The sequence below is a fragment of the Methylobacterium radiodurans genome (genome assembly GCF_003173735.1).
GTDB classification, from domain to species: Bacteria; Pseudomonadota; Alphaproteobacteria; order Rhizobiales; family Beijerinckiaceae; genus Methylobacterium; species Methylobacterium radiodurans.
This window is the reverse complement of record NZ_CP029551.1, coordinates 1,805,167-1,828,709: the sequence shown is the minus strand read 5'-3', so window position 1 is coordinate 1,828,709 and position 23,543 is coordinate 1,805,167. Positions and strand designations below refer to the sequence as shown.

30 protein-coding genes and 4 pseudogenes are annotated in these 23,543 nt (G+C 67.3%); 21 read left to right on the top strand and 13 right to left on the bottom strand.

Annotated elements, in window-relative coordinates; genetic code table 11:
- Nucleotide 1: 1 nt before the first annotated feature.
- Genes DK427_RS26170 through DK427_RS27340 form a run of 3 tightly spaced genes read right to left on the bottom strand, consistent with a single transcriptional unit; the run spans nt 2 to nt 737 of the window.
- Nucleotides 2–178 (bottom strand): hypothetical protein, encoded by a 177-nt coding sequence (locus tag DK427_RS26170; RefSeq protein WP_162559737.1) that lies wholly within the window; start codon nt 176–178, stop codon nt 2–4.
- Nucleotides 179–180: 2 nt separating this feature from the next.
- Nucleotides 181–606: a hypothetical protein gene (locus DK427_RS08360; protein ID WP_109950870.1), complete on the bottom strand. Its 426-nt coding sequence runs from the start codon at nt 604–606 to the stop codon at nt 181–183.
- Nucleotides 606–737, bottom strand: a complete 132-nt coding sequence (locus DK427_RS27340; protein WP_281276981.1) for a hypothetical protein — start codon at nt 735–737, stop codon at nt 606–608. Before DK427_RS27340 ends, DK427_RS08360 begins: the two co-directional genes overlap by 1 nt.
- A 90-nt stretch (nt 738–827) precedes the next feature.
- On the opposite strand from DK427_RS27340, the gene DK427_RS08355 reads away from it, so the two are divergent.
- Nucleotides 828–1,331: a hypothetical protein gene (locus DK427_RS08355; RefSeq protein ID WP_109950869.1), complete on the top strand. Its 504-nt coding sequence runs from the start codon at nt 828–830 to the stop codon at nt 1,329–1,331.
- A gap of 20 nt (nt 1,332–1,351) precedes the next feature.
- Here DK427_RS08355 and DK427_RS08350 read toward each other — a convergent pair whose 3' ends face one another.
- Nucleotides 1,352–1,621, bottom strand: coding sequence for a helix-turn-helix domain-containing protein (locus DK427_RS08350; protein ID WP_109950868.1), 270 nt, complete (start codon nt 1,619–1,621; stop codon nt 1,352–1,354).
- A gap of 96 nt (nt 1,622–1,717) precedes the next feature.
- Here DK427_RS08350 and DK427_RS08345 point away from each other — a divergent pair, with 96 nt between their 5' ends.
- Nucleotides 1,718–2,416, top strand: a complete 699-nt coding sequence (locus DK427_RS08345; RefSeq protein ID WP_109950867.1) for a LexA family transcriptional regulator — start codon at nt 1,718–1,720, stop codon at nt 2,414–2,416.
- Between the two features lie 749 nt (nt 2,417–3,165).
- Here DK427_RS08345 and DK427_RS08340 read toward each other — a convergent pair.
- On the bottom strand, nt 3,166–3,423 hold the full coding sequence (locus tag DK427_RS08340; protein ID WP_109950866.1) for a hypothetical protein: 258 nt from the start codon (nt 3,421–3,423) through the stop codon (nt 3,166–3,168).
- A gap of 451 nt (nt 3,424–3,874) precedes the next feature.
- Between DK427_RS08340 and DK427_RS08335 the strand changes: the two genes are divergently transcribed.
- The 6 genes from DK427_RS08335 to DK427_RS08315 all read left to right on the top strand — a co-directional run bounded on the left by DK427_RS08335 (nt 3,875) and on the right by DK427_RS08315 (nt 5,623).
- Entirely contained in the window at nt 3,875–4,297 is a 423-nt protein-coding gene (locus DK427_RS08335; protein WP_109954068.1) for a hypothetical protein, read from the top strand.
- A complete protein-coding gene (locus DK427_RS08330; RefSeq protein WP_109950865.1) occupies nt 4,297–4,689 on the top strand; it encodes an HNH endonuclease in 393 nt (130 codons plus the stop codon). Before DK427_RS08335 ends, DK427_RS08330 begins: the two co-directional genes overlap by 1 nt.
- Before the next feature lie 108 nt (nt 4,690–4,797).
- A complete protein-coding gene (locus DK427_RS08325) occupies nt 4,798–5,004 on the top strand; it encodes a hypothetical protein (protein ID WP_162559736.1) in 207 nt (68 codons plus the stop codon).
- On the top strand, nt 5,004–5,216 hold the full coding sequence (locus DK427_RS08320; RefSeq protein WP_109950863.1) for a hypothetical protein: 213 nt from the start codon (nt 5,004–5,006) through the stop codon (nt 5,214–5,216). Before DK427_RS08325 ends, DK427_RS08320 begins: the two co-directional genes overlap by 1 nt.
- Entirely contained in the window at nt 5,216–5,380 is a 165-nt protein-coding gene (locus DK427_RS26165; protein WP_162559735.1) for a hypothetical protein, read from the top strand. Before DK427_RS08320 ends, DK427_RS26165 begins: the two co-directional genes overlap by 1 nt.
- A gap of 3 nt (nt 5,381–5,383) precedes the next feature.
- The gene (locus DK427_RS08315) at nt 5,384–5,623 is read left to right on the top strand and encodes a hypothetical protein (protein WP_109950862.1); all 240 of its coding nucleotides are present in this window, start codon (nt 5,384–5,386) and stop codon (nt 5,621–5,623) included.
- Between the two features lie 56 nt (nt 5,624–5,679).
- Here DK427_RS08315 and DK427_RS26160 read toward each other — a convergent pair whose 3' ends face one another.
- Complete coding sequence (locus tag DK427_RS26160) at nt 5,680–5,949, bottom strand: hypothetical protein (RefSeq protein ID WP_162559734.1); 270 nt, start codon at nt 5,947–5,949, stop codon at nt 5,680–5,682.
- A 428-nt stretch (nt 5,950–6,377) separates the two neighbouring features.
- On the opposite strand from DK427_RS26160, the gene DK427_RS08310 reads away from it, so the two are divergent.
- The 8 genes and pseudogenes from DK427_RS08310 (at nt 6,378) to DK427_RS08285 (ending at nt 12,827) form a co-directional block, all read left to right on the top strand.
- A complete protein-coding gene (locus DK427_RS08310) occupies nt 6,378–6,875 on the top strand; it encodes a hypothetical protein (RefSeq protein WP_109950861.1) in 498 nt (165 codons plus the stop codon).
- A gap of 25 nt (nt 6,876–6,900) precedes the next feature.
- Entirely contained in the window at nt 6,901–7,524 is a 624-nt protein-coding gene (locus tag DK427_RS08305; RefSeq protein ID WP_245930844.1) for a hypothetical protein, read from the top strand.
- Complete coding sequence (locus tag DK427_RS08300) at nt 7,521–7,910, top strand: hypothetical protein (protein WP_109950859.1); 390 nt, start codon at nt 7,521–7,523, stop codon at nt 7,908–7,910. Before DK427_RS08305 ends, DK427_RS08300 begins: the two co-directional genes overlap by 4 nt.
- On the top strand, nt 7,910–8,527 hold the full coding sequence (locus tag DK427_RS08295; RefSeq protein ID WP_109950858.1) for a DUF1643 domain-containing protein: 618 nt from the start codon (nt 7,910–7,912) through the stop codon (nt 8,525–8,527). Before DK427_RS08300 ends, DK427_RS08295 begins: the two co-directional genes overlap by 1 nt.
- Nucleotides 8,524–8,658, top strand: a pseudogene (locus tag DK427_RS27335) (helix-turn-helix domain-containing protein); the annotation flags it as partial. The gene DK427_RS08295 and the pseudogene DK427_RS27335, both read left to right, overlap by 4 nt.
- A gap of 17 nt (nt 8,659–8,675) precedes the next feature.
- Nucleotides 8,676–9,740 (top strand): tyrosine-type recombinase/integrase, encoded by a 1,065-nt coding sequence (locus DK427_RS26155; RefSeq protein WP_245930843.1) that lies wholly within the window; start codon nt 8,676–8,678, stop codon nt 9,738–9,740.
- A gap of 460 nt (nt 9,741–10,200) precedes the next feature.
- Nucleotides 10,201–10,482, top strand: coding sequence for a hypothetical protein (locus DK427_RS26150; RefSeq protein ID WP_204165289.1), 282 nt, complete (start codon nt 10,201–10,203; stop codon nt 10,480–10,482).
- Between the two features lie 26 nt (nt 10,483–10,508).
- Complete coding sequence (locus DK427_RS08285) at nt 10,509–12,827, top strand: MHYT domain-containing protein (protein WP_109950857.1); 2,319 nt, start codon at nt 10,509–10,511, stop codon at nt 12,825–12,827.
- Between the two features lie 56 nt (nt 12,828–12,883).
- Here the strand turns inward: DK427_RS08285 and DK427_RS08280 are convergent.
- From DK427_RS08280 to DK427_RS27330, 3 genes and pseudogenes are all read right to left on the bottom strand, one after another.
- Nucleotides 12,884–13,054 (bottom strand): annotated as a pseudogene (locus tag DK427_RS08280) (IS5/IS1182 family transposase); the annotation flags it as partial.
- 113 nt (nt 13,055–13,167) lie between these two features.
- Nucleotides 13,168–13,998 carry a GGDEF domain-containing protein gene (locus tag DK427_RS08275; RefSeq protein WP_162559731.1) on the bottom strand — a complete coding sequence of 277 codons (831 nt, stop codon included), beginning with the start codon at nt 13,996–13,998 and terminating at the stop codon, nt 13,168–13,170.
- Between the two features lie 26 nt (nt 13,999–14,024).
- Entirely contained in the window at nt 14,025–14,756 is a 732-nt protein-coding gene (locus tag DK427_RS27330) for a methyl-accepting chemotaxis protein (RefSeq protein WP_109950855.1), read from the bottom strand.
- A gap of 656 nt (nt 14,757–15,412) precedes the next feature.
- Between DK427_RS27330 and DK427_RS08265 the strand changes: the two genes are divergently transcribed.
- Nucleotides 15,413–16,267 carry a S49 family peptidase gene (locus DK427_RS08265; RefSeq protein ID WP_109950854.1) on the top strand — a complete coding sequence of 285 codons (855 nt, stop codon included), beginning with the start codon at nt 15,413–15,415 and terminating at the stop codon, nt 16,265–16,267.
- A 62-nt stretch (nt 16,268–16,329) separates the two neighbouring features.
- Here the strand turns inward: DK427_RS08265 and DK427_RS08260 are convergent, their stop codons facing one another.
- A complete protein-coding gene (locus DK427_RS08260; protein WP_109950853.1) occupies nt 16,330–16,572 on the bottom strand; it encodes a hypothetical protein in 243 nt (80 codons plus the stop codon).
- Between the two features lie 235 nt (nt 16,573–16,807).
- On the opposite strand from DK427_RS08260, the gene DK427_RS08255 reads away from it, so the two are divergent.
- From DK427_RS08255 to DK427_RS27515, 3 genes and pseudogenes are all read left to right on the top strand, one after another.
- On the top strand, nt 16,808–17,740 hold the full coding sequence (locus DK427_RS08255) for a glycine--tRNA ligase subunit alpha (protein ID WP_109950852.1): 933 nt from the start codon (nt 16,808–16,810) through the stop codon (nt 17,738–17,740).
- A gap of 45 nt (nt 17,741–17,785) precedes the next feature.
- Nucleotides 17,786–19,537: pseudogene (gene glyS / locus DK427_RS08250) on the top strand (glycine--tRNA ligase subunit beta); the annotation flags it as partial.
- A pseudogene (locus tag DK427_RS27515) lies at nt 19,517–20,044 on the top strand (DALR anticodon-binding domain-containing protein); the annotation flags it as partial. The pseudogenes glyS and DK427_RS27515, both read left to right, overlap by 21 nt.
- Nucleotides 20,045–20,297: 253 nt before the next feature.
- Here the strand turns inward: DK427_RS27515 and DK427_RS08245 are convergent.
- The 3 genes from DK427_RS08245 to argH all read right to left on the bottom strand — a co-directional run bounded on the left by DK427_RS08245 (nt 20,298) and on the right by argH (nt 22,844).
- Nucleotides 20,298–20,954 carry an invasion associated locus b family protein gene (locus DK427_RS08245; RefSeq protein WP_109950850.1) on the bottom strand — a complete coding sequence of 219 codons (657 nt, stop codon included), beginning with the start codon at nt 20,952–20,954 and terminating at the stop codon, nt 20,298–20,300.
- 127 nt (nt 20,955–21,081) lie between these two features.
- Nucleotides 21,082–21,351: a hypothetical protein gene (locus DK427_RS08240; RefSeq protein WP_109950849.1), complete on the bottom strand. Its 270-nt coding sequence runs from the start codon at nt 21,349–21,351 to the stop codon at nt 21,082–21,084.
- A gap of 92 nt (nt 21,352–21,443) precedes the next feature.
- Nucleotides 21,444–22,844, bottom strand: a complete 1,401-nt coding sequence (gene argH / locus DK427_RS08235; RefSeq protein WP_109950848.1) for an argininosuccinate lyase — start codon at nt 22,842–22,844, stop codon at nt 21,444–21,446.
- A 45-nt stretch (nt 22,845–22,889) separates the two neighbouring features.
- On the opposite strand from argH, the gene tlpA reads away from it, so the two are divergent.
- Entirely contained in the window at nt 22,890–23,522 is a 633-nt protein-coding gene (gene tlpA / locus DK427_RS08230; protein WP_109950847.1) for a thiol:disulfide interchange protein TlpA, read from the top strand.
- Nucleotides 23,523–23,543: the final 21 nt, after the last annotated feature.

The following is a 23,543-nucleotide window of genomic DNA, read 5'->3' as shown; positions in this document are numbered from 1 at the left end:
CTCAGCGCTCCCCGATCAGGTTGAGGGGGTACGCAGGCACAGAAGCGCGGCCGGGCAGGCTGGCAGGCACAAGCCGATCGCGCAGGGAGAAAGGGCAGCGCCCGGCCGAAAGGCCGGGCTGCTGCAGTCGGGCGACGCTCACGTCAAACGCCGCCGGGAGGAAGGTGCTGAGCGCCATGCCTATGCGCTCCTCGCGAGCGGCACAGGCTCGTCGGCAGGCGCAGCAGGCGCATATTTCGGTGTACAGATCAGCCGAACGTCGTCGCCCCGCTCCAAAGCAGAGAGCAACGTGAAGATCTGATCCTCATGAACGGCGAGCCGCTCAATGAAGTCGGCGATGTGCGGGAGATTGGAGACGGCGACATGGAAACGACGGGCATCCGCCAGCGTGCGCTCGGCGCCTGGTCCCATCATCTCGACGAGGGTCTGTCCGGACGCGTCCTGCTCCCGCAGCGTCGGGCCAACCACCTCGAGCGAGTAAGCGGCCTGCGTCAGATCGAACGGCTGCATCGGGAGGCTCCAGCGGGCGGTGAACACCGGAGCGGCACCTTCGCCGTCCTGACGCTGGTGGAGGGGGACGGAACGCGGTGAGGCGGGCGCGAGCATCACTCGCTCCCGAGGTGCAGGACGATGAGCTCGCCGCGCGAGGCTGAGTCCCAGCCCGCAGCGACGCCCAGCGCAATGACCGCGCAGATGGCGGCGACAACGGTGCCGGTGATGGACGCGCGGGCGCTCATCGAGCGCCTCGCTGAAAGGCGACGCCCGGCGCGCGCGAGGGGGGACGCGCGGCCGGGTGCGCTACATCAGGGGCTGCGAAACCGAACCTGATGGAGCTGAATATGCCGGACATGACAGCCATCTCAGGCCTCCTCAGTTCTCTGAAGGCCAGCACGGATCTGACGAAGTCGCTTTTGGGTATTCGCGACGCCCAGCTTGTGCGGGAGAAGGCCGTCGAACTGACGACTGAGATCATGTCCGCCCAGGCGAGCGCATTGGCGGCCCATGCGGCGCAGTCGGAACTGTCCGACCGCGTACGTGATCTGGAAAAGCAGGTAGTGGAGCTTGAAGACTGGCACCGCGAGAAGGAGCGCTACCAGCTCACCGAGGTCGCTACCTGCGTGTTTGCCTACGCGACCAAGCCGGGCATGGAGAACGGCGAGCCGCCGCATAAGATCTGTCCCAACTGCTACCAGCAACGCCGGAAGAGCATCCTGCAGAGCTACGCGCGGCCGACGCGTTGGCAGACGAACAGCTTCCTGCGCTGCGATGCATGCAAGATCGAGATCGTCACGTACACCGTTCGGCACGACCCGAATCGGCACCTGCGATGAGGGCGAGAAGCGGTGATCGCTCATGCCGCCGCTCCCGCGGTCTCGGCGGGGGCCGGGGTGGCGTCGGTGTTGGCGGCGCGACGCGCGCGCATCGCATCAGCCTGCTCGGCCCAATCGCGGACCGTGACCTTGCCGGCAGTGGCCACTTGGATGCGGACGATCGTACCGGCGTCGGGCTCCCGCTCGCCGTATTTCCATTTCTTGACTGCATGCGCGGTGCAGTCGCCGAGGCGAGACGCAAACGCCTCGTCATCGAGTTTCTCGTCGCGCATGTAGTCGAGCAGCCTCATGCGCCCATACTTCCCCAAAATGGGGATCTTTGTCAAGCGCAAGAACCCCCACAATGGGGAGCGACGACGGATCGAGCCTCAACCATTCTCCCCGACATGGGGAAATCACCGCAGCGGGCGAACAATCTGAAGGCCTTGCGCGAGCGTTCTGGGCTTACGCAAGATCAGGCCGCCGCGGCCTTCGGCATGTCGAAGAGCGGCTACGTCAAGATTGAGGATGGCGATCGAGGGCTCAAAACGGAGCGCATTCTCAAGGCTGCCGAGATCTTTGGCGTTCGACCCGAGGAGGTCTACGGCGCGCTTGCGGCCGAGGCGGCACCCAACGCGCAGCCAAACGCCCGCAGAGCCGAAACAGCTACGATAGTCGATACCGCGACATTCAAGGGCCCGCGGAACGTCCCGGTCCTCGGCACGGGCGTCGGCGGCGACCACGGCGACTTCCGGTTCAACGGACAGCGCATTGACCATGCGCCGCGACCGCCCGGGATCGCAAACCGGCTGGACGTCTATGCGATTTATGTGGTCGGGGACAGCATGGCGCCGGCCTACGAGGACGGCACGCTGATCTATGTTGATCCGCACCGCCGGCCGGCACCGCGCGATTACGTCGTGGTCGAGAAACACGGGCCAAACGAAGACGAGCCGGGCGATGCCTTCGTAAAACGGCTCATCCGCCGGTCGGCCGCCAAGGTCGTGGTAGAGCAGTTCAATCCGAAGGACGAAATTACATTCGGCGAGCAGGACGTGAAGCGCGTCCACCGGGTGATCCCGTGGTCAGAGCTGATCGGGATATGAACAGACAGTCACGGGGTGCAGATGGGCAGCGGATTTGATCATCCAGATCCTTGGATCAGAGAGCGAAGTTTCATAAGTCCAGAAAAGACCCATGCGCTCGGTTTTCTAGCGCTTATCTGGGGCTCATGCGAGCATTGGCTACATGCGCTCTTTAAACATGTCGTTGATTTACCGACTGACCAAGCTAGGATTATTAGCCACGACCTTGGCGACATAACTATATGGCAAAAGATACACGATTTAGCTGTAAAAAAAGACTTTTCGGCCGAAATGATTGACCGATTGAAGCATGCCGAAAAGTTTTATGATCGCTGCCGTGTAAACAGGAACACATATATCCATGCTGGATTGGCCGGCAGGGCAGGTAGCGATGGAAGCGTTTTGAGCCTTAGTCGCACAAAAGGCCCTGAGGTTTTTGGACCAGTATTGGATGATCACCTGAATACCGTCCGCCGCGTATGCGAGGAGTGCCAGGATCTAAAGGGCTACATTGGCGGACTTACTATGTATATGGCTCTTTACCCAGGCCGGAAACCGGGCGAGCCGCTTCCATTGCCCGAAAAACCTCCTCTGCCAGCGTATGTCTGGACACCTCCCTCTCAAGGGCGGAAAGCACAGCACCCCCCGCGTCAACCATCGCAGGGGTAAGCTCGTCTGCATGGGAGCTTGCCCGCACGTTATCTGCCATGCTGACGGGTTTGGGCTGATCGGTGCTCTGCTGCGTCATGGCTCGATCGCCTCAACCTTCCCTAGAAGGGCACGGCATCTTCAACGCCCGGCGGGACCGCCCCGTACACCTCAAAGGTGACGGTCTCGCCCTCATCGAACTCACCGCCGCCGCGCCGCATGAAGGCGGCGGCACCCGCAGCGTAACCTCCCGCGACCCGGGCGGACGCGATGCGCCGCGCTTCGTCGGCATCCTTGCAGGCGTAGGTCCTGCCTTCACCGAGCTGGCCCTTGCGGTCCAGGACGAAGGTCTGTGCGCCATACCTGTCACCAACCGACATGATCGCCTCCTGGTCTAAGGTTTTCGAGGGGCCTTCAGCACGGGACGGACAGTTACGTTCCGGCCGCTGCCGCCACGATCTACACACGAATGGCAGCGGAACTTGCTGCCGAGTCCCGGGACAGTCTTGAAGCCGCGCCGAAGCGCATCTCGGATGCGCGACTGCGGCCAGTAAGCCTTATGGCCGCAGTCATCGCACCAGATCCGCAATCCGACGACTTCCGCGAGTTCTGGTTCGGCCGTACCCGAAGCATGCCCCACCCTTCGCTCGCCACGTTTGTTCCTGTTGTGTTCTATGGTGGGGCGGCGCGTTTTGGTTGTCGAGTCCGAATCGTTTTGTCGGGGTGTGGATAAGTGGCCGCCGAAGCCGCGCGGAAAATTCCCCATTATGGGGTTGACTGAGATCCCCAAAATGGGGAGCATACCTCCATCGCCTATCGATGGAGCACGCCATGCCCCGCCGCCTCTCCTGGACCGCCGCCCTCCGCGACCTGAAGACCGACCGCGAGACCCGCGCCGAGGTTCGTGAGGAGCGCCTGCGGACCGTCGCCGGCCTGCGCGGCTCCCCGGCCCTGGCCCTCTCCGCGTGGCGGGGCCGCTCGGGCAAGCGCTACGTCGTCGGCGTCCAGTTCCCCGCCGTCCAGCCGGCCGATCTCCTCGAAACCGTGGTGCTGGCGGTGGTCCGTGATGCAGCCGGCCTCGCCACCATCCTCCGCGCCACCCACGGCCTGACCGAGGCGGGCGCCCGCTCCTGGCTCGACAGCGTGCGCCGGGCCGGCGCGAACGAGATCCACACCCACCGCCTCGCCGAGGACAACCGCGACGCGGCCGCCATCGTGGTGGACCTGACCGAGCGCGCGCAGGTCGCCGCCTAATGCCCCGCGTCGAGTTCACCAAGGCCACCCAGCGCGCCGCTCTAGAGCGCGCCGCCGGCCAATGCGAGGGCACCCTGTCGGACGGCACCCGCTGCCCGACCGAGCTTCAGGTCGGCCGCTACCAGTTCGATCACGTCATCCCGACTGAGATCTCGGCCGACGCCTCGCTCGACAACTGCGCCGTGCTCTGCCGCGCCTGCCACGCCGCGAAGACCGTCACGGATCAGGGCGTCATCGCCCGCAACCGCCGGGTCCGCGACCGCCACGCCGGCATCACCGACCCGCACCGCCAGCCCCTGCCCGGCGGCAAGAAATCCCCCTTCAAGCGCCTGATCGGCGGCGGCGTCGCGTTGCGCGCCACCGGCCAGCGCCTCGACCGCAACCCGCGCTGACGGAGCCGCCGCCGTGTCCCTCCTCGAAGCCCTCACCATCGTCGCCCCGCTGACCCTCGGCGGCCTCGCATTCTGCGCCGGTCAGGCGCGGTTCGGGTGGGGGCGGTGATGGCGACCGACCTCTCCCGCGCCGCCGTGCGCCGCGCTCTTGAAGCTCGGGCCGCGCAAATCCGCGCCGACGTGCGGGCCGAGCTGGCCCGTGCCGGCCGCGCCGCTCACCGCGCGCGGGTCAGCCGCCCGCTGCCGCGCGATCCCGACGACGCCCTTCGTCTCACCGCCACCGACCTCGGCGTCGGTCGCTTCGGGAGGTTCTGATGCGCACCGAATCCAGCCTCGCGCCCGAGACCTCGAATAGCCTCCTCCGCCGCGTCGGCGCGGATGTCGCGATCTCCGAGGCCAAGTCGCTCCTCACCCTGCTCGAGCTGGCCCGCTGCGGGGCGCCGGACGGGCCGCAGGTCGCCAGCCTCGCCCGGCGCGCGTCCGCCGCCATGCAGCGCGTCGAGCAGAAGCTGGCGGGAGCGCGCTGATGTCGGCCGCGTCCGCCCTCCTCCTCGGCTACGAGGGCGGCATCCAGGGCATGCGCAAGGGGCTGACGGCCGAGATCAAGGCCGACGCCGCGCGCCTCGCGCACTTCGAGGCCGGGCAGGCCGACGGCCGCGCCGAAGCCGCCCGCGAGCGCGAGGAGGCCTGAGCCGTGGACGTCGCTCCGACCAACACAGCCGTACTCGTGCTGCCCCTCGTGGAGGCCGAGCGGCTCTCCGAGGGCATGGCCGACCTGCTGTGCTGGGTCGGCGGCTTCCGCGCCGCCTGCCCGGAGGACCTCGACCGCCACCCAATGGGCGTCGAGGAGACCCGCGACCTCCGCATCGCGCTGAAGCGCGCGATCGCCCGGGCGCGCGGCGACTTCCCGCCGGAAGAGGAGATGCCGTTTTGATGACCCGCATCTCTCACCCGACCCGCACCGGCGCCGCGACCTTCCGTGCGGCTAGCTCATACCTTCCGCCGACCCGCAGCGGCCTGCTTGAGGGCTGCTGTCATGCGCTCGATGGCCTCGATTGTCTCCCGGTCGGGCTCATGAAGGCCGAGTTCCTCCATCGATTTGAGCTGCAGCAGCGTCGATACCAGTTTCTGTGTTTCGGCCGGGTCAATGCCTGCTTCTTTGTTCAAGTCCAAAGATCTGGCGAGTTCTTGTATGGATCTCGCCAGATCTTCCACCTTTTCTTCAAGTACGCTTTTTGTGCCCGTTCCGGTGGCAGCCATAGAGAGATAGACCTATTATTGTCTAGAACTACACAGTTTCTTGTTTCATTCCGCGATGCGGCAGGATGCAGCATACCGTCAGCTTCTGGATTTTCAAATTATCAGCGCAATCACAAGCTCTGCACTACAAGGGATCCTCGGCGCACATTGCGTAGGAGGGCCAGCCGCAGTCAGTACAGCACTCGGCTGGCACGAACCGGCTTGATTCCAAGGGCGATGGCCGGACCTCCGGCTGCGCGCCAGGGAGCTGCGGCATGACCGCGCCCGTCCGCCCATCCGTGCCGACTGCGATGCCGCTCAGCGCGGGTCCGACATGGCCACCGCCCCCCCTCGCCGCCGCACCCGGCCCGTCACGCTCGCGCGATCCGCGGCGGACGAGGTGCCCGTCGCTCTTCCGATTCCCGCCCGCCCTGTGAGGTAGCCGAGCCATGGCTGAGACAGAGACCATCACGCACGACACCGTCATGGCCGGGCGCCTGCGCGACGCCGGTCACGCGAACTACGGCAAGCTCGGCGGCGCCACGATCTGGCAGCACACCACGATCCCGCGCCTGTCCGCCGTCGATCGACCGCTTGACCGGGTCGAGGCGAAGAAGGTCGGCGCCTCGCGCGTCCGGGTCTGGTCGGTTGATGGCGCGGCCTGCGCCAGCTTGGACGAGGCGGTCGAGCGCCTGAACGTGCCGCCGATCATCACCGCCGAGGAAGCCGAGGTCCTGGCCCGCACCCCGGACGAGTGGATCCAGCTTCTGCCGTTCCGCGAACAGGTCGGCGCCGAACTCGGCCGGCAGGTCGGCATCACGATCCTGATGCTCCGGCAAAAGGGCATCGTCGAGAACGAACTGCGCCCGGCCGAGCCACGCTGGGAGCCGTGGATCCGGCGGAAGCCGGGCGCCGTGTTCACGACCGAGGAGGCCGCCCGTGGCTGACCGTCCCATCATCTTCTCGGCGCCCATGATCCAGGCGCTGCTCGCCGGTCAGAAGACGCAGACGCGGCGCGTGATTGTGCCGCCACCCCCCTTCGACATCGGCGACGATATCACCGTGCCGCTCGCCACGGGCGAGATTAGGCCGAGGTGGGCCGCGGGCGACCGCCTTTGGGTGAAGGAGACTTGGCGCGCCACGGAAGAGTGGGACGCTCGGCCGCCTCGCGCCATCCAGCCCGGCTACACCCGCTATGAGGCCGACCCTTGCACGGCCCACAGTTACGGCAAGCTGCGGCCCTCGATCTTCATGCCGCGCTGGGCCTCGCGCCTGACGCTCGTCGTTTCAGAGGTACGTGCCCAGCGTCTCCTCGACATCAACGAAGAGGACGCCGAGGCCGAGGGCATTTGCAACTTCGCGGAACAGCATGATCGTCCTGGCTCCTGGAACGGATTGTCGATGGTCGAGCGCCTAGCGCTCGTTCGAACGATCTACGGTTCACCCCGGCAAGCGTTCCGGCACCTCTGGGAGATGCTTCATGGCGTCGACGCATGGAACGCGAACCCATGGGTCGCCGCGATCAGCTTCACTGTCCTTCAGGCGAACATCGACGCGCTCCCCGCCGACGCCCTCGACATCGCGGGGACGGCATGAGCGCGGAGAAGACGGCCGGTTGCCGGATCGGTCGGGTCCTGACCGTCGAGGCGTTCGAGCGCCTTGAGGCTGAGCTGCGCAAGGTCACGGCCGAGCGTGACGCCGCCCTGAGGCAGGCTCAGCATGAGAAAGCTAGTGCCGACATGTATGCCAAGGCGTGGGTGCGCGAGCTCGGCGGCAAGCTGATCCCGAAGAGCCATCACATCGACGCTTGCGTGGTCACGACCCGGTGGATGCGCGAGCGCAGCGACCGGCTGGCTGTGATCGAGGCCGAGCAGGAGGCCGCCGCCCTCGTCGGCGAGTACGGCCCGTCGAACGAGATGATCCGCGCTCGCGCCGCTCTCACCGCCCGCCCCAGCAGCCCGACTGCGGGAGGTGCCGCGTGATGATCGCCATCCTCGCGGCGACCGACCTGTTCGGCACGCCCTTCGCCGACACCATCCAACGCGGCGCGGACCTCTCGCGCTGCGGGCTCTACCGCTGGACGCTGACCCGCACGTGGTCGAGCGAGGGCGGGCATGTCTGCTTCATCGGTTTGAACCCGAGCACGGCGGATCACAGGAAGGACGACCCGACCGTCTGCCGCTGGATGCACTTCGCCCGATCGTGGGGCTACGGCGGGTTCACGGCGGTAAACCTCTACCCGTTCCGCAGCTCGACGCCGGATCCTTGCCGGGCGTGGTCGCGGTGGCAGGAGAACGGTCCGGACTACCACGCCCGGGACCGCCTCTGGGAGAACGAGGACGTGGTCGTGCGCGAGGCCACGACCGCAGCACTCGTTGTCGCGTGCTGGGGCGCGGGCGCTTGGGACCCGATGTGGGCCGATCACGTCCTGGAAGAAATCCAGAACGGCGAGGCGCCCTGGCCCGACATCCACTGCTTCGGCCTGTCGAAGGACGGCCACCCGATGCACCCGATGGCGCGGGGCCGCTCGCGCATCCCGGACCACGCGCGGCCGGTGCTCTGGAAGGCTGGCTCACCGCAGGAAGGAGGACGCCCGTGATCTGCTACACCCCGAAGGAGGTGGCGGACCGCTGGAAATGCTCGGCGGCGCACGTCCGGAAGATGATCGACAACGGCGAGTTGCCGGCGTTCCGGGCCGGGGGCAAGCTGCTCCGGGTGCCCGAATCCGCCCTCCAGGAATACGAGCGATGCCAGAATACAAGCTCCAGCGTTTCCGTGGAGGCTGGGCCGTCGCCGTCTATAAAGGAGGGAAGCGCCTCAGCCGTCGCCAGCTTGAATGCCGCGATGCGGCGGGAGCGGCAGCGGAGTTCGGCCGAGTCGTCGAGGACGCGCAGCGCCCGGTAGACCCGACCGTCCGCACGATTTGGGAGGGCTACATCGCCGCCAAGGTGGGCCGCCGGATCGCCGAGAACATGGGCTGGACCGGGAAGGCGGTGCTCGCCTTCTTCGGCGACAGGAAGCCGGCCGAGATCACGGAGAAGCTCTGCCAAGCCTACACGGCGGAGCGCCGGGCGGCTAAGCGGGGCTCGAAGCAGCAGCAGGACCGGTTCGCGGCGAAGGGCCGGGCGGTACCGATCGGCGTGACCAACGGCACGATCCGGACGGAACTGAACCAGTTGCGGGCCGCCCTACTCTGGGCCGAGAAGGCCAACATGATCGCCAGGGCCCCCGCGATCGAGATGCCGTCGGCGCCCCAGGCACGAGAGCGCCACCTGACCCGGCCGGAGTTCGACCGGCTGCTCGACACGGCCGAGACCCCGCACCTGCGGCTCTATCTGCTCCTCGCCATCTCGACGGCCGGCCGGAACGCCGCGCTCCTTGAGCTGACCTGGGACCGCGTCGACTTCGAGCGCGGGCTGGTGTTCCTCGGGCCGCGCCATAGCCTGCGCCCGCAGAAGGGGCGCGCCACGGTGCCGATGACGAACACCCTGCGCGCCGCCCTGGCGAACGCCCTCGCCCACCGGCGGACCGAGCACGTCATCGAGTGGGGCGGCGAGCCAGTGAAGAGCGTGCGCACCGCGCTCGGCAAGGCGGCGAAGCGCGCGGGCCTGCCGAACCTGACGCCGCACATGCTTCGGCACACAGCAGCATGTTGGCTCGCCGAGGCGGGGCGGCCTATGACGGAGATCGCAGCCTTCCTCGGCCACGCGGACGACCTGATCACGCAGCGGGTCTACGCGCGGTTCAGCCCGAGCCACCTCCGCCAGACCGCGGACGCGCTGGAGGTCGGGCGGGCCCGGACGGTCCGGTGATCTATGAAGTGCTCGGAGGTTCAGGTGAACCCCTAAGGCCGAAACCATAGCGCAGAAAGCGCTCAGAGCGCAGAACGCGACGCGCACGTTGCGTAAACAAACACAGAAGATCGGCCGGCGCGCTTTTTTGGTAATGAAGAGGTCGAGAGTTCAATCCTCTCTCGCAGCACCAGCACCTTCAACGACTTAGCATAAGACTTGAGAAACGCTCCGGGGTTCTTCTGAACCTGCGAACGTCTCGCTATGTCGTATCTAAATTTAAATCGAACTGCCCTAGACCTAATATCCGGGCGCGTTAGCCGGCTCCCCCGCCTTGCTCTATTACGCGCCGATGTCTGCACACCGCGTCCCCGCTGCGATCTCCCAGCGCTACACCTGACCCTCCGGTGTAGAGAGCCTGAGGCTGGGCATGTCCCCTGCCCGCTGTCTCGACGGCGAGTGCTGGCCGAAGGCATAGGCCGTGATGCTCGACTCCTTGGCGCGGTTCGGCGCGCAGGCGGTGGAGTTCGGCTGGACCGACCTCGACCTGTTCGGCATCCATCCGCGGATCGGTACGGTGCGGATCGACCTCTGCCGCGCCCTCGTGCCGATCGGAACCCGGCAGGTCGCCGCGCGGGTACCGCTGGCCAAAGCCGCACGACGAACGATTGACACCCAGGGTTGTATGCCATCTGCCTCTTCAGATGGGGCGGCCCGCGCCGCGCCTCCGAGCGGCCCCGATGTACCGCCCCCTTATGGTTGACCCGCCCAGCAGGTATTTCCGCTCCGATGGCACATGCTGGAACACACGACGCCGTCCTCGTCGCGCTCTCCGTCCTGATCGCTGCCGCCGCTTCCTACACCGCACTCGACCTTGCGACGCGCATGCGCGCCGCCTCCGCCTGGTCCAGCCGCGCGTGGCTCGTGACTGCCGCCATCGCGATGGGCGGCGGCATCTGGTCGATGCACTTCGTCGCCATGCTGGCCTTCAGCCTGCCGGGCTTGGAAATCGGCTTCGACCTGCGCCTCACCCTTCTCTCGTTGGCTCTGCCCATTGTGGTCACGGGGCTGGGCTTCTTCGTCGTCAACCGGCCCGGTGCAGGGACGGCCTCCTTGTGCCTGAGCGGTCTCGTCATGGGCCTCGGCATCGCCGGCATGCACTACACCGGCATGGCCGCGATGCGCATGCCCGCAGACCTACGCTACGACCACCTTTGGGTCGCCGTCTCGATCCTCATCGCTATCGGCGCGGCCGTTGCAGCGCTCTGGCTCGCCTTCCACCAGACCGGCGTCAGGTTCCGGCTCCTGGCCGCTGTCATCATGGGACTTGCTGTCTCGGGCATGCACTATGCCGCCATGCAGGGTGCCGTGTTCAGCTCCGGTGCTCCCGTCGATCACGCTCGCGGCGTCACAAGCGTTAACCAGACGCATCTCGCGCTCTGGGTCACCGGGACGACCTTTCTGATCCTCGTGCTAGCCCTTGCGGCCGCCATGTTCGACCGGCACCTCTCGCAGGCGTCCGAGCGGGAGGCTGCTGCGCTGCGGGCGAGCGAGGAGCGCTTCCGCCTGCTGCTCCAGGGTGTGACCGACTACGCCATCTTCATGCTGGATTCCGAGGGTCGGATCGCCAACTGGAACGCAGGAGCCGAGCGCATCAAGGGCTACACGGCCGCCGAGATTGTGGGCAGCCACTTGTCGCGCTTCTACACGCAGGAGGACCTGCAAGCGGGCGTGCCGGCAACCGCCCTCGGAACTGCAGCGCGGGAGGGGCGCTTCGAGGCCGAAGGCTGGCGAGTGCGCAAGGACGGCAGCCAATTCTGGGCCAACGTCGTCATCGACGCGATCCGTAACGAGCAGGGGGAACTCGTCGGCTACGCCAAGGTCACGCGCGACATCACCGAGCGCAAGCAGGCGCAGGAGGCTCTGGATCAAGCGCGCGAGGCCCTGGCCCAGTCCCAAAAAATGGAGGCCATCGGCCAGCTTACGGGCGGCGCCGCCCACGACTTCAACAATCTGCTCATGGCCGTCCTGGGCAGCCTCGAACTGCTGAGAAAACGGCTGCCGGATGATCCCAAGCTCGTGCGCCTCCTCGACAATGCGGTTCAAGGCGCTCAGCGCGGCGCTGCCCTGACGCAGCGCATGCTGGCCTTCGCGCGGCGGCAGGAACTCAAGCCTGAGGTCGTTGACCTGCAGGACTTGGTCCGGGGCATAACCGACCTGCTTCAACGCTCGATCGGCCCGCAGGTGCATATCGAGACCCGCTTTCCGCTCGGCCTACCGCGCGCGATGGTGGATGCGCATCAGTGTGAACTGGCGCTCCTGAACCTCACGGTGAACGCGCGCGACGCGATGCCGGAGGGCGGCACGATTACGATCGCGGGCCGTGAAGCAGGCAACGAGGACGAAGCGAATCTGCCGGAGGGCCGCTATGTCTGCCTCTCGGTGACGGACACGGGCACCGGCATGGATGTGGACACCCTGGCGCGCGCGCAGGAGCCGTTCTTCACCACCAAGGGCGTGGGGAAGGGCACTGGGCTTGGTTTGTCGATGGTGCAGGGCTTGGCCGCCCAGTCACGGGGGCGTCTCCTACTCAGAAGCCGCTTGGGCGAGGGCACCACGGCGGAGATGTGGCTTCCAGTAGCCGAAGCGTCGGTAGGACACGAAGAGGCTCCCAGCCTCGTCAACAAGTCGCGCGCGACCATGCGGCCTCTATCGGTGCTGGTGGTAGATGACGATCCGCTTGTTCTGGAAAATACGGCTGCGATGCTGGAGGACCTGGGTCATCGCGTGATTGAGGCTCGCTCAGGTGAAGAAGCGCTCAGCATCTTGAGGCGCACGCAGAGGTTAGACCTCATCATCACCGACCAAGCTATGCCCGGCATGACCGGTCTTCAATTGGCAGCCCAGATCGCGGTCGAGCGTTCTGGGCTGCCGGTCATCCTCGCCTCGGGCTTCGCCGAGACATCAGAAGAGCCTCAACTGTCCCTACTGCGCCTAAGCAAGCCCTTCGATCAGAATACTCTCGCTCTCGCGGTTGCCGAAGCCGTTGATGTAGCTGAGGATGCTGACAAAGCTGTTGTAATCCCCCCTGGGCTTGGCACCGCTTGAAGGCCAGAAGCCTTTGCGGGAGGGCAAAACATATTATCCCGAGACGCCCAAGGTCTCCGCTGAGCCATCCGAGGAGTGATGCTGCGCGCCCGGCAATCGCGCCGGCAAGGGCGATGATCGTAGCCCTTGTCGGCGTGTAGCGTGTCGGGTCTGCGCCGTGGGCGACCGCCTCGACCTGTCCCCATGCCCGGCACCGCATCGAGCGTGGCGACCAGCAACCGGCTGTCGAAAGGTCGCTCGACTCGCAGCCGGCTCATAACAGCCTCTCGTCAGGGCCACCGAGTGAGTCGCAGTCCCGTAACAGCCTTTCGATTTGGCCACCCAGCCGCAATCAGGACGATCAAGCAGCCCACCGGAGCGTGTTTCGGCCGGCTCGCTTCGCCTGGTACAGGACCCGATCGGCGCGCTGAGCCAGATCTTCGTACCGCTCGCCTCGGTGCGAGACGGCGATACCGATACTGAGGCTGATGACCGCTACGAAACGATCATCGATCGAGATGGGCGAGGCATGCACGCCGGCGCGAATGCGTTCACCCACGGCTTTGGCAGCCTCCAACCCGGCATTCGGCAGAAGGATCATGAACTCGTCGCCGCCGAGACGGCCGATCATATCCTGATCGCGTGTGTATGACCTCAGCAATGATGCGACGTGCTTGAGCGCCTGATCACCGGCATGATGGCCCCAACGATCATTGATCTGCTTGAAATGATCGAAGTCGATCGCGATCAGACTAGCAGCATCCGACGGCTTCCCCAGCAGAAGCTGCCTGGCCGCAGCCTCAAAACCACCGCGGTTGAGGATTTTCGTCAATGGGTCGAAGGTGGCGATTGAAGTCATCTCCTGATCATGTGCAGCCAGCGCCACCATGAGGCGCGCCCGGGCTGTCACTTCGGCAGCCACGGGAAGGCAGGTCAGCAGAATGACGGCCAGAAAAACTTGGAAAGCCTGCGCTTGAGTCGCGGCATCGGCAGCGATCAGCACCACGGGCCTCTGCCCTTGCATCGTGGCGATCCCTCCGATGACCGCCACAAGCATGACAGCGGCCTCCGTGCCATGTCGGCTGAGCCTGAACGTGATCAGCATCAGGGGTGGGAAGATCGCGAACAGCAGCGGGCGATTCGTCCCGAAGAAGCTGTAGAAGGTGACGGCTCCGGCACGCGCCAGCAGCACGATCGCCTCGCACCGTTGCCACCATGTCAAACGACCTCGACAAACCTCGGGCCGACCAGGGAAGCGAGGCTGGCGGCTTCCGTGATGGTGCGAACGGACCCGACTGCGTCGCTCTGCAAGCGCTCGATGCTCGTGCGGATGTGCTCGGTCGCGCCAGCGGTCTGGCTGGCAAGAGCCTTCACCTCCGCCGTTACGACCGCGAACCCGCGGCCTTGCTCGCCTGCCCGGCTCGCCTCGATCATTGCGTTGAGCGCCAGGAGATTGGTCTGCCTGGCGATGCCGGAGATCACGTTGACGACAGTGCCAATCTCGCTTGACGACGCGCGCAGATGCTCGATCTGGCTCTGCGCGGCGCCGACGAGGCTCGTGATCTGCTCCAAGAGTTGAGCCGCCGTGTGGATCTGGGCGCTGATGCTTGTGGATGCCTGGGTCAACTCTTTAGCCGCTTGGGCCAGACGGCTGAGTGTCCCGTCCACGGTCCGCGTCTCTCTGACGAGCGCAGCAGTTCGTGCGCTGATGTCGGTCAACGACGCGCCCGCCTGAGCCACCGAGCGGCTCACCTCGGCCGAGCTCTGCTGGACCGCGTTGATCAGCGTGTGCAGATCCTGTTCGATCTGCTCAATAATGGGCTCTGCCTGCTCGCGCAGTGCAAGGCTGCAGGACAGATTTTCTGCCAATTCAGGGATTTTAATTTGCTGCCCGGACAATTTTTGACAATCGACAGGCACCTCGAATCTACGACGCAGGCGTGCCAACATAGAGCGGCCCCTCAGCGGTTACATCGCGCAAGCGAAACGATACATAAATCGTTCCTATAGGAAATATTGATCTGAATTCGTTGATCTAGAGTTATTTTAATATTCGGTCGCCGCATCTCATACGAAAACAATAAACCTTAGGTACGCCGTATCAAATAAATTTTCGTCATCAATTCGAAGGCCGTGCGCAAAAAGGTTGCGCGATAAGCGGTTCCTAATTCATGGTGACGCACGAGGTGCATGGTCCCGCGATCCGGTGTGCCGGATCGAGCCCGAGGCGTCTGGACTTCTCCTTCGAGCCTGAAGGACGTGCTCGCAGGACGGGAGGCACCGGAGGGTCTCAAGCCGACGGGCAGGATTGCAGGCATCCACGAAGCGCTGAAGCCGCGCCCGGATCTGTTCGCGCGTGCCGTGACGGCAGCGCTCGACCGTGATGATCGCGACGGTGTGGTTCATCCGCTCCGTTTGCCCATCGGTTCACGTGCGATGAGGCCCGGTCAGGAGGCGCTCGGTGCCGTGCCCGTGGCAGGCGCGTCCAACCGAGGGCCGGCCGGAGACGAACCGGTTTTCACTGACGGGCGCGGGTCGCGCCTTGCCGTTCGGGCGGCACAGCCCAACTCCCCCCGAACGGTTCCGTGAAGCCCCTGCCCCGATCCATGCCCCTCGCGTTCCCGGCGTTCCTGCGCCCCCTCCTTCCCGCCCGCTTCCGCACCCACAGAAAGCGGGTCGCGGTGGTCCGGCTCAGCGGCGTGATCGGGGCGGTCTCGCCGATCCGGCGGGGCCTCTCGATCGCGGCCGTGGCGGGGAGCCTGGAGCAGGCCTTCGGCCTCAAGAGCGTGGCCGCGGTCGCGATCGTGGTGAACTCGCCCGGCGGCTCGCCCGCGCAGTCGCACCTGATCCACACCCGCATCCGGGCGCTCGCCGAGGAGAAGCGGGTGCCGGTCATCGCCTTCGTGGAGGATGCGGCGGCGTCGGGCGGCTACATGATCGCCTGTGCGGCCGACGAGATCGTGGCCGATCCGACCTCGGTGGTCGGCTCCATCGGCGTGGTCTCGGCCGGGTTCGGCTTCGACAAGCTGATCGAGCGCATCGGCATCGAGCGGCGCGTGCACACGCAGGGCGAGGCCAAGGCGATGCTCGACCCGTTCCGGCCCGAGGATCCGGCCGACGTGGCGCGGCTGAAGGCACTTCAGGAAGACATACAGGCGGTGTTCACCGATCTCGTCCGGGCGCGGCGGCCGGGCCTGAAGCCAGGCGAGAACCTGTTCACCGGCGCGGTCTGGACCGGGCGCAGCGCCCTCGCGCTGGGGCTCGTGGACGCGCTGGGCGACGTCCGTTCGACCCTGCGGTCGCGCTTCGGCGACGACGTGGAGATCCGCCTGATCGCGGAGGCCCGCGGCTCGTTCATCGCCCGGCTGCTGCGCAGGGCCGCACCGGGCGGCACCGGCCTCGCGGACGAAGCCATTGGCGCGATCGAGGAGCGCGCCGCCTGGGCAAGGCTCGGGCTGTAACGCCCCGGATCCGAAGGGTGCAGCACCCTTCGGCCGGGTCTAGGGGCAGCGCCCCGAGGCGGTCAGCGCGTGGCGCAGGCCGCGTTCGGCGTGCCGTAGCCGCTGTAGACCACCCGGACCTTACGGGTGCAGCTCTCCGCGGCCGGCGCCACGGGGGCGACCTCGACCGGCAGCGTGGCGACCGGTAGGGCGACGACGGTGGTCTCCTCGGAGGTCGCGAGCGCCTTGGTGCCGGACATCACCAGCGGGGTCGCGACGAGGGAGGCGGCGAAGATCGCGGCGACGACAGTGAGGTCCTTGCGCATGACTTGAGTTTCCGAGGTGTCCGGCGGCTTTCGGGGGCGCCCGTCCCATCTGCCAAGTAAACGTGGCCGTGGGCTTGGCAGTTCCAGCGCCGCGCCACGTTTGCGCCACATTGCGGCCACGCTTCGGTGCGGCCCCGCACACCCGGCCCGGCCCGGTGAGCTGGGCGCCGCTCGCTTGACACCCCGCCCCGCGGGCCTAAACGCTGCCGGCCCCTCCCCGCCGCGATGCAGCAAGATGTCAGACGCCGATCTCGCGCCCACCCGCTCGTTCCAGGGCCTGATCCTGACGCTCCAGCGCTTCTGGGCGGCCAAGGGCTGCGTCATCCTGCAGCCCTACGACATGGAGGTGGGGGCCGGCACCTTCCACCCGGCGACCACGCTCAGGGCGCTGGGGCCCAAGCCCTGGAAGGCCGCCTACGTGCAGCCCTCGCGCCGCCCGAAGGACGGGCGCTACGGCGAGAACCCGAACCGGCTGCAGCACTACTACCAGTTCCAGGTCATCCTGAAGCCGAACCCGCCGAACCTGCAGGAACTCTACCTCGAATCGCTCGCGGCGATCGGCGTTGACCTGAAGCTCCACGACATCCGCTTCGTCGAGGACGATTGGGAGAGCCCGACGCTCGGCGCCTGGGGCCTCGGCTGGGAGTGCTGGTGCGACGGGATGGAGGTGAGCCAGTTCACCTACTTCCAGCAGGTCGCGGGCTTCGAGTGCGCACCGGTCGCGGGCGAGCTGACCTACGGCCTGGAGCGGCTGGCCATGTACGTCCAGGGCGTCGAGAACGTCTACGACCTGAACTTCAACGGGGGCGAGGGGCCTGACAAGGTCACGTACGGCGACGTCTTCCTCCAAGCCGAGCAGGAATACTCGCGCCACAATTTCGAGGCCTCCGATTCGGCGATGCTGTTCCGGCAGTTCACCGACGCCGAGAAGGCCTGCCGCGCCTACCTCGCGGCGGGCGAGCCCCAGTCGGAGGGCGCGCGCCACCGCATCGTGCAGCCGGCCTACGACCAGTGCATCAAGGCGAGCCACGTCTTCAACCTGCTCGACGCCCGCGGCGTGATCTCGGTCACCGAGCGGCAGAGCTACATCCTGCGGGTGCGCGAGCTCGCCAAGGCCTGCGGTGCAGCCTGGCTCCGGACCGAGGCCGGCGGCCACGCCGCCGCCTGACGCGCCCCACCCGATACGACATCACCGCGCCGCCGGACCGATCCCATGCCCGACCTGCTCCTCGAACTCCGCTCGGAAGAGATCCCCGCCCGCATGCAGCGGCGGGCCGCCGAGGATCTCAGGAAGCTCGTCACCGACGCGCTGGTGGAGCGCGGCTTCCTCTACGAGGGCGCCAAGGCCTTCGCGACGCCCCGCCGCCTCGCGCTTCACGTCGCCGGGCTGCCGCCCCGCGGCGAGGCCGTGCGCGAGGAGCGCCGGGGCCCGCGCGTCGGCGCGCCGGAGGCCGCAATCCAGGGCTTTCTGAAGAGCGCTGGCCTCGATTCGATCGATCAGGCCCGGACCGTCACGGACCCGAAGAAGGGCGAGTTCTACCTCGCGGTGATCGAGCGCGAGGGCCGCGAGACGCTGGACGTGCTCGCCGAGATCCTGCCGCAGATCGTCAAGAGCTTCCCCTGGCCGAAATCGATGCGCTGGGGTGCGGCCTCCGCGCAGCCCGGATCCTTGCGCTGGGTGCGCCCCCTGCAATCGATCGTCGCGACCTTCGGGCCCGAGACCGAGTCGACCGAGGTGGTGCCGTTCTCGGTCGACGGGATCGCGGCCGGCAACCTCACCTACGGCCACCGCTTCCTGGCGCCCGAGGCGATCGAGGTGCGCCGCTTCGACGACTACGTCCAGGCGCTGGAGCGCGCCAAGGTCGTGCTCGACGCCGACCGGCGCAAGGACATCATCCTGCACGACGCCCGCGACCTCGCCTTCGCGCAGGGGCTCGACCTCGTGGAGGACGAGGGCCTGCTGGAGGAGGTCGCCGGCCTCGTCGAATGGCCCGTGACCCTGATGGGCCGCTTCGAGGAGAGCTTCCTCGACATCCCCGCCGAGGCGATCCGCGCGACGATCCGGGCGAACCAGAAGTGCTTCGTGCTGCGCAAGTCCGGCAGCGAGGACCTCGCGCCGGCCTTCATCCTGGTCTCGAACCTGGAGGCCAGCGACGGCGGCCAGGCCATCACCGCCGGCAACGGCCGCGTGGTGCGGGCTAGGCTCTCGGACGCGAAGTTCTTCTGGGAGACCGACAAGGCGGTGCGGCTGGAGGACCGGCTGCCGAAGCTCGACAGCATCGTCTTTCATGAAAGGCTTGGGACGCAGGGGCAGCGGATCAAGCGGATCGCGGCGCTGGCGCGGGAGATTGCGCAACTGGTTGGGGCCGATCCAGAAGATGCTGTTCAAGCCGCGAAGCTTGCCAAAGCTGACCTCGTCACTGAAATGGTCGGCGAATTTCCGGAGCTTCAAGGATTGATGGGGCGCAAGTACGCGACGTTGCAGGGCGAGAACTCGAGCGTCGCTGCAGCAGTCGAGGACCATTATAAGCCACTCGGACCGTCCGATAGGGTGCCGACGGATCCGGTTTCTGTGGCGGTGGCGCTGGCAGACAAGCTCGACACGCTGGTCGGCTTCTGGGCGATCGATGAGAAGCCGACGGGCAGCAAGGATCCGTTCGCGCTGCGGAGGGCGGCGCTCGGCGTGATAAAGATCATTGTTGACAACAATATAAAACTTCCCTGGACGGCCACCATTCGCACCGCTTTTACGCCAATAGGATTGCACCTTGACGTAAACAGCGATGAAAAATTTGCTTTCAATCAATTTTTGTCAGATGCCCTATACAAAGCCCAAGACAAAAATCATGACGACGAAGATTTTGGCTTGTCACTTGAAACATCGTGGGATCGTCGCTGGGTTCACGAAGCTGTATACATAGTTGGATCTGAATACGCGGATCAGCTCCTCGCCTTCTTCGCCGACCGCCTCAAGGTCTACCTCCGCGACCAGGGCGCCCGGCACGACCTCATCGACGCCGTCTTCGCCCTGCCCGGCCAGGACGACCTGCTGATGGTGGTCCGCCGCGTCGAGGCCCTGGGAAAATTCCTCGACACCGAGGACGGGAAGAACCTGCTCGCCGGCTACAAGCGCGCGGCCAACATCCTACGCATCGAGGAGAAAAAGGACGGCCGCGCCTACGATTCCGAGCCGGATGCCGGGCTGATCGCGTCGTCCGGCCAGCCGGAGGAGCGGGCGTTGCACGAAGCGCTCGGCGTCGCGCGCGCCGAGGCGTCCTCGGCGGTGGGTGCCGAGGATTTCGAGGGCGCGATGCGGGCGCTCTCGCGGCTGCGCGCTCCGGTCGACGCCTTCTTCGACAAGGTCACGGTGAACGCCGAGGATCCGGCCTTGCGCGCCAACCGCCTCGCGCTCCTCAACGCCCTGCGCGCCGCCACGCGGGAAGTCGCGGACTTCTCGCGCATCGAGGGCTGAGGGACGCGCCTTCCGCGGTTCCGAAAGTCCGCGTCGGGTGCACGCGGATCTCCTCTCCCCGCCGTGCAGGGAGAGGGATTCGGCGACCTTGTCGTCGCCGAAGCGAGGCGGTAGCCGATGGTGAGGGGGCTTCGACGGAGAAGCCTCGTCCGTTCAAGCCCCTCACCACCGCTGCGGCTTCGCCTCCGCTTCCCGCAGGCACGACAAGGTGCCTGCGGGCCTCTCCCCGCGCGCGGGGAGAGGGAGGGACCCCCTACTTGCACTCCTCCCGGGCGCGCTTCATCGCATCGGCGAAGCCGGCCAGCGCGTACTCGTCGGCGGTCGGATTGCCGCGCATCGAGGTGGTGCGGACCGTGAGCTTCGGGGCGCGGCCGCTCATCTCGGCGACGACGCGGGCTTCCTCGGCCGGGTTCTGGAGCCAGGCGTTGTTGTCCTTGGTCACCAGTCCGTAGCGGGCCGTGCCGATGTTCAGCGACGGGTCGGTGGGGGCCGCCGCCGCACCGGGCTTCGCTTGCGCGACCGCGGGCTTGGCGGGGAAGCCCAGCATCACCGCCACCTCGTTCTGGATGTTCTCGGCCTTGCGCACCGTCACGAACAGGTAGGCGGTGTCGCGCTTCAGGGTGTTCGGCGAGCGGGTCTGGGGCTGGGCGATGGCGTAGCAGACGCGGGCCTTGCCCTGGCCGTTGGTGAAGACGTTCCAGTCGCCGATCACCGCCACCGGCACCGCCTGCTGCATGCCGGGCGGGGTCGCGGGCTTCTTCTCCCGCCCGCGGCGGCCGCGGCGCGGCTCGGCCGCGTCGGCCTCCTGGGCGTGCGCTGTCCGGAGCCCCGCCAGATCGCTCAAGCTGGCCGGCAGCGGCGCGAGGAGAGCGAGGGCTCCGACCGGGAGCAGGCAGAGGGCACGGCGCATCGGCACATCCTGAACAGCATCGTCCGGCACCGCGGCTCCCGCCGGGCGCAGGGTTTAGTGACGCTTACGCTTCAGGACGGCAAGGGGGCGTGGGAAGAGGGCGCGGGCGCGGGGCCTGCCCCCCTCCTCAGGCGACGCGGATCTCGGCCGCGTTGACGGCCGCCATGGCGGCGACCGGCAGCGCGGGCTCGGAGACCGCGATCGTCACCGCGGGCGTGATCGCGGCCACGGCGCGCGGCTGCGGGTCGTTGTAGGGGGTGTTGTAGCCCTTGCGCACGGCGGCCCAGTAGGCGTCGTGCGCGAGGCCGGAGCCCGTGAGAGCGGCATCGATCATCGCGGTCGCGGACGCCGCCATCTCCGGCGCCTCATCCGGCTTGATCCAACTCTCGACGGGCATTGCGATCTCCGATCCACACGGCCGAGCTTGTAACAGAACGGACTTAGCTGAACGGTGAACGCGGCCGTGCCGCGAAAGTTGCGGCGCACAACTCACGCAGGCTTGACCGCCCCCTCGCTGAGCCGCGCGATCCAGGCCTCGGCCTGGCTCCGGACGTTGTCGGGCGCCGTGCCGCCGTAGCTGGTGCGGCTCGCCACCGAGTTCGCGACGCCGAGCACCGCGTAGACGGCGTCGGTGATGCGGGGCTCGGCCTCCTGCATCTCCGGCAGGGTGAGTTCCTCCAGCCCGACGCCCCGGGCCGAGGCCGCGCCGACGAGGCGGCCGGTGACGTGGTGGGCCTGCCGGAAGGGGAGCCCGAGCTCGCGCACCAGCCAGTCGGCGAGGTCGGTCGCGGTGCTGTAGCCGGAGCCCGCAGCCTTGGCCAGAACCTCGGCCACGGGTTCGAGGTCGCGCACCATGCCGGTCATCGCGGCGAGGCATAGCGAGAGGGCCTGGAGCGCGTCGAAGGTGCCCTCCTTGTCCTCCTGCATGTCCTTCGAATAGGCGAGCGGCAGGCCCTTCATCACGATGAGGAGGCCCGTGAGCGCGCCGACGATGCGGCCGGCCTTGGCGCGCACCAGCTCGGCGGCGTCGGGATTGCGCTTCTGCGGCATGATCGACGAGCCGGTGGTGTAGCCGTCCGAGAGCCGCACGAAGCCGAACTGCGCCGAGGTCCAGACCACCAGCTCCTCGGCGAAGCGCGAGAGGTGCACAGCGCAGATCGAGGCGGCGGCGAGCGATTCCAGCGCGAAGTCGCGGTCGGCCACGGAATCCAGCGAGTTCGCGGTCGGCCGGTCGAAGCCGAGCGCCGCGGCCGTCGCGTGCCGGTCGATCGGGAATGAGGTGCCGGCGAGTGCCGCGGCGCCCAGCGGGCACTCGTTGAGGCGCGCGCGCGCGTCGCGGAAGCGGCCGCGGTCGCGGGCCAGCATCTCCACGTAGGCGAGGCAGTGATGCCCGAAGGTGACCGGCTGGGCCGATTGCAGGTGGGTGAAGCCCGGCATCACGGTGGCGGCGTGCTGGAGCGCCTTCTCGGCCAGCGCCCGCTGCAGCTCGGCGGCCTGTGCATCGAGCGAGTCGAGGGTGTCGCGCACCCAGAGCTTCATGTCGGTGGCGACCTGGTCGTTGCGCGAGCGCGCGGTGTGGAGCCGCCCAGCGGCAGGGCCGACGATCTCCGTCAGCCGGCTCTCCACCGACATGTGGATGTCCTCGAGTTCCCGGCGGAACACGAAGCTGCCGGCCTCGATCTCCTCTTGCACGGACTTGAGCCCGGCCTGGATCGCCGCCACATCGTCGGCGGGCAGGATGCCGGCCTTGCCCAGCATCGCCACATGCGCCAGCGAGCCGCGGATATCCTGGGGCGCGAGGCGCTTGTCGAACCCGATCGAGGCGTTGATCTCCTCCATGATCTCGGCCGGGCCGCTCGCGAAGCGGCCGCCCCACATCCGGTTGCTCATGCTCTCAACGTCCCTTCCGCGCTCACATCAGGACAGGCAAGGCTGATGCCCCGACCTATCGCGCGCCTCGCTATCGGCGCCGGCCTCGTGACGGCCCTCGTCGCTGGGCTTGCCCTATACGGGACGGGCTCCATCACCGGCAACGGGGCGGGCCCCTGCGCGCCGTCCGCCCCCGCGCTCGCCCGCGTGGCGCAGAACAGCCGCGGCGACGTCGCGGCGATGCAACCGCCCGACAGCCCGCGCCCGGCACCGGATCTCGCCTTCCGGGGGCCGGACGGGGCCGAGATGCGGCTGGCGGACCTGCGCGGCAAGCTTCTCCTCGTGAACCTCTGGGCGACGTGGTGCGCCCCCTGCAAGGCGGAGATGCCAGCCCTCGACCGGCTCCAGGCGGCGCTCGGCGGGCCGGACTTCGCCGTGGTGGCGATCAACCTCGACACCCGCAACACCGACAAGCCGCCGGTCTGGATGCGGGAGAACGGGATCGCGCAGCTCGCCTACTACGCCGATCCCGGCGGGCGGGTGCTGCCGGCGGTGCAGCGCGACACCGGATCGACCGGCCTCCCGACCACGCTGCTCATCGACGGCGCCGGCTGCACGATCGGCGTGATGAAGGGGCCGGCCGAGTGGTCGGGTGCGGATGCGCGGAAGCTCATCCAGGCGGCGATGGGGCGGGGTTAAGGCGAGGCGCCTTCCTCCCCT

Coding starts and splice junctions, on each gene's coding strand:
- DK427_RS08345 (WP_109950867.1), top strand. CDS start 1,718: ATGGGGAAATCACCGCAGCGGGCGAACAATCTGAAGGCCTTGCGCGAG.
- DK427_RS08335 (WP_109954068.1), top strand. CDS start 3,875: ATGCCCCGCCGCCTCTCCTGGACCGCCGCCCTCCGCGACCTGAAGACC.
- DK427_RS08350 (WP_109950868.1), bottom strand. CDS start 1,621: ATGAGGCTGCTCGACTACATGCGCGACGAGAAACTCGATGACGAGGCG.
- DK427_RS08355 (WP_109950869.1), top strand. CDS start 828: ATGGAGCTGAATATGCCGGACATGACAGCCATCTCAGGCCTCCTCAGT.
- DK427_RS08300 (WP_109950859.1), top strand. CDS start 7,521: ATGAGCGCGGAGAAGACGGCCGGTTGCCGGATCGGTCGGGTCCTGACC.
- DK427_RS08340 (WP_109950866.1), bottom strand. CDS start 3,423: ATGTCGGTTGGTGACAGGTATGGCGCACAGACCTTCGTCCTGGACCGC.
- DK427_RS08285 (WP_109950857.1), top strand. CDS start 10,509: ATGGCACATGCTGGAACACACGACGCCGTCCTCGTCGCGCTCTCCGTC.
- DK427_RS08260 (WP_109950853.1), bottom strand. CDS start 16,572: ATGCGCAAGGACCTCACTGTCGTCGCCGCGATCTTCGCCGCCTCCCTC.
- DK427_RS08325 (WP_162559736.1), top strand. CDS start 4,798: ATGGCGACCGACCTCTCCCGCGCCGCCGTGCGCCGCGCTCTTGAAGCT.
- tlpA (WP_109950847.1), top strand. CDS start 22,890: ATGCCCCGACCTATCGCGCGCCTCGCTATCGGCGCCGGCCTCGTGACG.
- DK427_RS26170 (WP_162559737.1), bottom strand. CDS start 178: ATGGCGCTCAGCACCTTCCTCCCGGCGGCGTTTGACGTGAGCGTCGCC.
- DK427_RS26160 (WP_162559734.1), bottom strand. CDS start 5,949: ATGGCTGCCACCGGAACGGGCACAAAAAGCGTACTTGAAGAAAAGGTG.
- DK427_RS27340 (WP_281276981.1), bottom strand. CDS start 737: ATGAGCGCCCGCGCGTCCATCACCGGCACCGTTGTCGCCGCCATCTGC.
- DK427_RS26155 (WP_245930843.1), top strand. CDS start 8,676: ATGCCAGAATACAAGCTCCAGCGTTTCCGTGGAGGCTGGGCCGTCGCC.
- DK427_RS08305 (WP_245930844.1), top strand. CDS start 6,901: ATGATCCAGGCGCTGCTCGCCGGTCAGAAGACGCAGACGCGGCGCGTG.
- DK427_RS08360 (WP_109950870.1), bottom strand. CDS start 606: ATGCTCGCGCCCGCCTCACCGCGTTCCGTCCCCCTCCACCAGCGTCAG.
- DK427_RS08320 (WP_109950863.1), top strand. CDS start 5,004: ATGCGCACCGAATCCAGCCTCGCGCCCGAGACCTCGAATAGCCTCCTC.
- DK427_RS08245 (WP_109950850.1), bottom strand. CDS start 20,954: ATGCGCCGTGCCCTCTGCCTGCTCCCGGTCGGAGCCCTCGCTCTCCTC.
- DK427_RS08255 (WP_109950852.1), top strand. CDS start 16,808: ATGTCAGACGCCGATCTCGCGCCCACCCGCTCGTTCCAGGGCCTGATC.
- argH (WP_109950848.1), bottom strand. CDS start 22,844: ATGAGCAACCGGATGTGGGGCGGCCGCTTCGCGAGCGGCCCGGCCGAG.
- DK427_RS08295 (WP_109950858.1), top strand. CDS start 7,910: ATGATCGCCATCCTCGCGGCGACCGACCTGTTCGGCACGCCCTTCGCC.
- DK427_RS08240 (WP_109950849.1), bottom strand. CDS start 21,351: ATGCCCGTCGAGAGTTGGATCAAGCCGGATGAGGCGCCGGAGATGGCG.
- DK427_RS08310 (WP_109950861.1), top strand. CDS start 6,378: ATGGCTGAGACAGAGACCATCACGCACGACACCGTCATGGCCGGGCGC.
- DK427_RS08265 (WP_109950854.1), top strand. CDS start 15,413: ATGCCCCTCGCGTTCCCGGCGTTCCTGCGCCCCCTCCTTCCCGCCCGC.
- DK427_RS26165 (WP_162559735.1), top strand. CDS start 5,216: ATGTCGGCCGCGTCCGCCCTCCTCCTCGGCTACGAGGGCGGCATCCAG.
- DK427_RS27330 (WP_109950855.1), bottom strand. CDS start 14,756: ATGTTGGCACGCCTGCGTCGTAGATTCGAGGTGCCTGTCGATTGTCAA.
- DK427_RS08330 (WP_109950865.1), top strand. CDS start 4,297: ATGCCCCGCGTCGAGTTCACCAAGGCCACCCAGCGCGCCGCTCTAGAG.